Here is a 6,077-nt window from a genome sequence, read left to right as displayed (position 1 = left end):
TCTAAAAGTTTTAATGAACTTTTACCTTTGTACAACATCGTTCATTCAATGTCCCGTGCTGGAACACCTACAGATAATGCAGCGATGGAGGCAATAAATGGATGGATGAAAGCAGAAATGTTCATGGATCTACATCTTACAAGCACAGAAAATATAGCTGAAGAAATAGCTAATTATATCGTGTTCTTCAATGAGGAACGCCCTGCTTACTCTTTAAACTACCTGACTCCAAAACAATACCGGGAGTACTATGCCTAAAATGAATGACGAAAAATTAGAAATCGTGTCTACTTTTAGTTGACTAGTGCACTTCATATGAATTTGAGATGGTATTTACGGAAAATGGTAGTATATTGAATGTGTTTACCGTAAATGATTTCAATTTAATAAAAATGGTTACGGAAGAAATGATAGAAAACCTATCGTGTTCCGTAACCAGCTTCATTTTACTATTTTTAACCTTTCCTGCGCATGCGATTAAACCTCAAATAATATGACTAGAGGATTAAACATATTGCAAAAATCCAAACACAATGTTGGAACTCAAGCACAGTGTTGGAACTATATATGATAATGTCAATTAATTAAAATGTTACACTGCGTGGAGCTTCTGTAAAGGATGAGAAGGTTGCTGTTGCATTCTTGAAGTAAAGCACCTCTGTGTTGTCATCCTCAGCAGAATACATATTTTGAAGAGAAGGGTATGCGTCAAGCATGCTCTTTTTTGCTTCGATTCTGTCGTCACGTACAAGTTCGCCAGCAACACGAACCCATTTTCCATCAGCAAAGCCACAAATCTCTACCTTAGGATTCTTCTGAATCTGCTTTGATACATCCTTAACCTTACCAGTTTGGATATAAAGCTTATCCTCAAAGATATTGATTGTACCGAAAGGACGAACTCTTGGCTGATCACCGTCAACTGTTGCTAAATAATATGTACCGCATTTCTTAAGAAACTCATAAACCTCTTGCATAATAATCCTCCTATATTATTGATATTTTAAGAATAGGTTCTTGATTTTCATCAGAAAAACAAGAACCTATAGATTACTGCAGACAAATCATGAATTTGTCAGTAGCAATCAACTTTATTTCTGTTTTCTATAGTAATATATCTGACAATAATAATCTAGTATTTGTGGGAAGAAAAAGTATGTATACAATATTTTGCGTATTATTATCAAAAAAGTCAGTCAAATTCGAAAATTTTGTGAACGATATTTAAATCAAGAATTAACTAGCCGATATAATCTTAGAAATGGGTAACTCTATGGAGTTTTTGAAGTATGGAGGGTCACAAAAATGAAAGGAATCAGATTGAGACAGCTGTCAGCACTTGTTATGTCGCTGTTACTCATTGTGACTGGCTTAAATATAAATGCTATAGCAGACGAGCTGAGAGGGTCGTCTGGAAGAATTGTGTCTTTTGAAGCAATTCCAGAAAACGTGCAATATCAAGAGCTTACAGTTGGAGCTAGCATAAATGACATTATTTTTCCTGCAACTTTGACTGCAATTGTTGAAAAAGATGAGCAAATTGAAACCAGGCAATTGAAAGAAACAACTCCTGAAAATGTTGTGCCACAGGAAACAATTGCCCCAGAGGAAGATGAAGTGAGTGAGGATTCAGATGAATCTCCAGAAGAATCGGTAACTCAAAATGAAGAGGTGATTGTAGGCAATTCTGAAGGAGCAGAGGACTCTGAAAATACAGTAAATTCAGATGAGACAGACGGCCTTGGAAATACAGAGAATGCAGATCAGACAGATGAAGAAAGTGAGTCCACAAATGAAAGTGTACCTCAGTCGGAAACAATAACTAATGGGGGGAACTCAGAGGTAGAATCAGGAAGTGGAGAATCTGGAGATGCTGGAAATTCTTCAGAAACAGCTGAGCCAGAAGAACCAATACTAACTGGGATTATGGATAAGCTTTTCCCAAGTATTGTTGCTAAGGCTGAAGAATTAGATGAAGAAGAACCTCAAGAAGAACCTCAAGAAGAACCAGAGCAGATGGAACAACAAGGGGAAGCTATAAAACCTGATGAATATGAGATAGTTACACAGACTATCACTACAACAGAAGCAGTAACCTTTGATGATCTAAAATGGAAAATAGATGCTGATAGAAGCACCTTTGGGAATTTTGATTTCTCCCAGGAATCTACCTATATCATTGTGCCGGAGATTTCTTGGCTATATGAGGTAGCTTGTGAACTGCCAACTATAGTGGTGCAGGTGATACCTGAGATGCAGGCAGCTCCACAGATGAGAATGATGATGCTTGGTGCAACAGCATCGGACCATGAACATAATTGGAACTACACTGTAGATGGAGCAACAGCAACTGCAATATGTGATGTTGAAGGTTGTACTATAGGAGCCCAGACAGCAACTATTACTGTAAATGACATTATTTATGGAGAAGAAACGGTTGTAGCTAGTGTTGTTAAAACTGGTGAGTTCCCTACGGAAGCGTTCTCTGACTCTATTCGTTTTAAAAGCATAGATACGAATATTATCAATTATCCGCAGACAACAGTACCACCAACTGAGTATGGTAAGTATAGAGCCTATGTTAGGTACCAGGATGTTTCATTAAGCATTTATAAAGATTTCAATATATTAGCAAAAGAATTAACAGATAGTGATATCAATCTATCATCAACTAGTTTAACCTACAACGGCATAGAACAGTGGCCAGATGTTATGTATGGCACTACCACATTAGAAAAAGATGTGGACTATGACATTGTGGAGACAGAAAGCAAAACTCCGATTGAAGTTGGAAGCTACACTGTAGATATAACCTTTAAAGGAAACTATTCTGGCACAGCAACTAAGAACTTTAACATAATTCCACAGAACCATGCTATCACTACCACAACAGACGGAAATGGAACTATTTCCTGTGCCTCTACAGCCAAGGCTCGTGATGAGGTAACTATTGAGATTACTCCAAACCAAGGCTATGCCCTTAGAACTCTTACTGCAGAAACAGCCTCTAGCCAGGCAGTAGCCATTACCAAGGATGGAGATAACTACAAGTTCATAATGCCAGAGGAAGATGTGAATGTATCAGCTACCTTCTATCAATATGTTTCGCTGGAGGATGCAGCAGTAACAATTTCAATTACGAGAGATGAAGTCGCAGTGACAGGTTCACCAAGATATGGGGACACTTTGACAACCAGTCTATCTGTAGCTGCCACTGATGTTACTTATAAATGGTACCACCATGATGATATAGAAGCAGGCACACCTGTGGATAACGCCCAGGTTCTTGGAACAGGGACAACCTACCAGGTGGCTGGAACGGATATAGGAAAATCCCTTGTTGTTGTAGCAACTCAAGAAACATGGCTTCCATTACAGCAGACAAATGGAACTCCTATAACAAAGTATGCTTTAACAGCAGCAGTAACCCAAAAGTCTGGGGCGGCCATTACCTCAGAACATGCAAGAGGTTTATTAGATATAGATTATGCAAATGAAACTATAACAGTTAACGATGATGTATATGAGCTTCAGCTGTCAGGTCAGCTTCCTGATTTGCTAGAAGATAATAGTTTTATTGTTAAAGTAAGAAAGAAAGCCTCTGAAGATGGCTATGTTGCAGCAGGCGATTGGGTTGAAGTGACCATAGTTGGAAGACCATCAGCACCATCGGTCACAGGACATAAAGCTAGTACTTCTTCTGCAGAGGATGGCTATATTACAAGCTCAGTGGAGGGACTTGAATACAAAGCAACTGGAGCAACTTCATATTCAAAACTTGCGGCAACAACAAAGCTTACTGCAGGAGAATATCTTGTAAGAGTAGCGGCAACAGTATCGGCCTTTGCAAGTAAGCCTGCAACTGTGACAATTGGAACAAAAGCCACTCCTGAAATCAGCACAACTACAGATATTGTTCTGACCTATGGCAGTGAGGTTTCTGATTTAGTAATGAACAACCGGTGCCAGGCAAAGGTTGAATCAACAGATGTAGCAGGCACATTTGCAATAGTTGGATCGGTTTCAAATCCGTTGTCAGTCAAAACAGAACCATATGAAATTACTGTAAAATTCACTCCGGAGAATACAGAGGAATACAATGAAGTCACTGGCATTGTCAGTGTCACAATCACAAAGGCAACTCCAGTAATCACCTGGCCTACAGCTACAATGCTTACTGTGGGACAGAGCCTTAACGAAAGTACTCTGTCTGGCGGAAGCGGAACACCTACTGGTAGCTTTGCATGGAAGAGTTCAGGCACAGAGATGACAGAATCTGGCCAGCAAAGTTATCCGGTGGTTTTCACACCAAATGATACAGACAATTACAAGACCGCTGAGCAGAATGTGAATGTCCAGGTCAGTGACAAGGAAATTGCAAGTGCTGCAACACCACCTGAAGCAAAGGCAAATCTCATATACAGTGGTGAAACACAGGCTCTTATCACAGCAGGCACTTCAATCACAGGCACGGTGAAGTATTCAACTGCAGAGAATGGTGAGTACACCACCACAATACCAACAGGAAATCTGCCAGGCAACTACAAGGTTTGGTGGATGATAGAAGGTGACAGACTACATGAGAATTCTGCTAAAGCGTCTATAGATGTGACAATGGCAAAGAAGACGCTTACACCGTCGATAAACTCGACCCCAGAGAAGACCTATGATGGAACAACTGACGTATCCATAGATTGGAACGATGTAGAACTAGCCGGAATTGTAACTGATGACGAGGTGTTTGTCATAAGTGGTCAAGCTGCTTTTGAGGATGCAGAAGTAGGAGAAAATAAAGTAATAAATATAACTAGTTTGACCTTGGGCGGAGGTGATAAAGATAACTATGCCCTTGGAACAGATGTCCTTGAAATAACTGGAACCATAAAAGCTACGACAACACCTGCTGGAGGAGGTGGAAGCTCCAGCTCATCTGGAGGTTCAGGTGGTTCATCATCAGGAGGCTCAAGCAGCTCATCATCAGGAGGCTCATCAGGAGGCTCAAGCAGCTCATCTTCAGGAGGAGCAACAGGAGGTTCAGGTAGTTCATCCGCAAGTGGCACATCTTCAGGAAGTGCGAGCGCTGGTGCAACAGGAAAATCAACTGCTTCACCGCAGCCATCTGCCACAACAGGAACCACACCAGCCACAACCCAGCAGGAGCCTGGTACAATCATCGATAGACTGAAGAAAAAAGTATCAGCTAAGAAAACACAAGAGAGGGAAGAGGCTGAAGCGGCTAAAATAGATGAAGAGGACCAGCAGAATCTTGAGAATCAAGCTGAAACTGAAGACACTGAAAATCAGCAAGACCAAACAGACTCAGAACTTGCCCTAAAGGATGTTCCAGTCAGCTTTGAAGTGGGCGAGGGTGCAATTGTAATGCAGCTTGAAAATAGCGATAAGGAGCTTCTTTCAGCCTATTTGCCAGACGCAAAGGCAGCAGCAAAATCCATCCTCACTGAGGAGCAATACTCCAAGGTTGAAGCTGGTAGTATAGTGGAAATTAAAATTGAAATGACCCCTATAAATGAGTCTGAAATTCCTCCAGCTGAAAGAGCTTCAATTGAAATAGGTATGGAGTACCTTAAGAAAGAGGTACCTAATATTCAGATGGCAGATTATATGGACATCAGTATGTACCTGAAGATGGGTAATGAGAGCTGGAACATAGTCTCCGAAACAGTAGAGCCTATTAGCATAGTCATTAAAATTCCTGATACATACAAAGGATTATCGGATGATTATTACATTCTAAGGTTGCATGATGGAGAGTTAACACTTCTTCCAGATCAGGACAATGACAAGGATACTATCACTATATCTACCAGTCATTTTTCTACGTATGCTTTGATGTATGACCAAACAAAAAAGACAGGATTAATGAAGTTTGTAACAGGAGCCAGTGCCCTATCACCAACGGTAAAGAGAAATTTCGCTCTTCTTGTTGGAATCCTAATACTAGCAGTTTCGTTTATCCTACTAAGAAGCAGAAAAATGGCTGAACATAAATAACGTATATACGAAATAGAGACCTTGCAGGTTATGACAAATTCATAGCTTGCAAGGTCTTTTTTTAC

General features: G+C 40.3%; 3 protein-coding genes. 2 read left to right on the top strand and 1 reads right to left on the bottom strand.

The genetic code is table 11. The features are described 5' to 3' along the window. The coding region (locus BLR54_RS12220) for an integrase core domain-containing protein (RefSeq protein WP_143008443.1) at positions 1 to 258 on the top strand (258 nt) is incomplete at its 5' end. 326 nt (positions 259 to 584) lie between these two features. Here BLR54_RS12220 and BLR54_RS12215 read toward each other — a convergent pair. Continuing rightward, positions 585 to 977, bottom strand: a complete 393-nt coding sequence (locus BLR54_RS12215) for a pyridoxamine 5'-phosphate oxidase family protein (protein WP_090421488.1) — start codon at positions 975 to 977, stop codon at positions 585 to 587. A 328-nt stretch (positions 978 to 1,305) separates the two neighbouring features. Between BLR54_RS12215 and BLR54_RS12210 the strand changes: the two genes are divergently transcribed. After that, a complete protein-coding gene (locus BLR54_RS12210) occupies positions 1,306 to 6,012 on the top strand; it encodes a YDG domain-containing protein (protein WP_090421487.1) in 4,707 nt (1,568 codons plus the stop codon). The last annotated feature ends 65 nt before the right edge of the window (positions 6,013 to 6,077 follow it).

Origin of the sequence: Pseudobutyrivibrio sp. YE44, assembly GCF_900104335.1 — a bacterium.
In the GTDB taxonomy this organism is placed as follows: domain Bacteria; phylum Bacillota; class Clostridia; order Lachnospirales; family Lachnospiraceae; genus Pseudobutyrivibrio.
Note: the sequence above shows the minus strand (reverse complement) of the source record. Positions and strands in the feature narration are given on the sequence as shown.

Excerpts from the sequence above, each read along its gene's own strand:
- BLR54_RS12215 (WP_090421488.1), bottom strand. The coding sequence starts at position 977 with ATGCAAGAGGTTTATGAGTTTCTTAAGAAATGCGGTACATATTATTTA.
- BLR54_RS12210 (WP_090421487.1), top strand. The coding sequence starts at position 1,306 with ATGAAAGGAATCAGATTGAGACAGCTGTCAGCACTTGTTATGTCGCTG.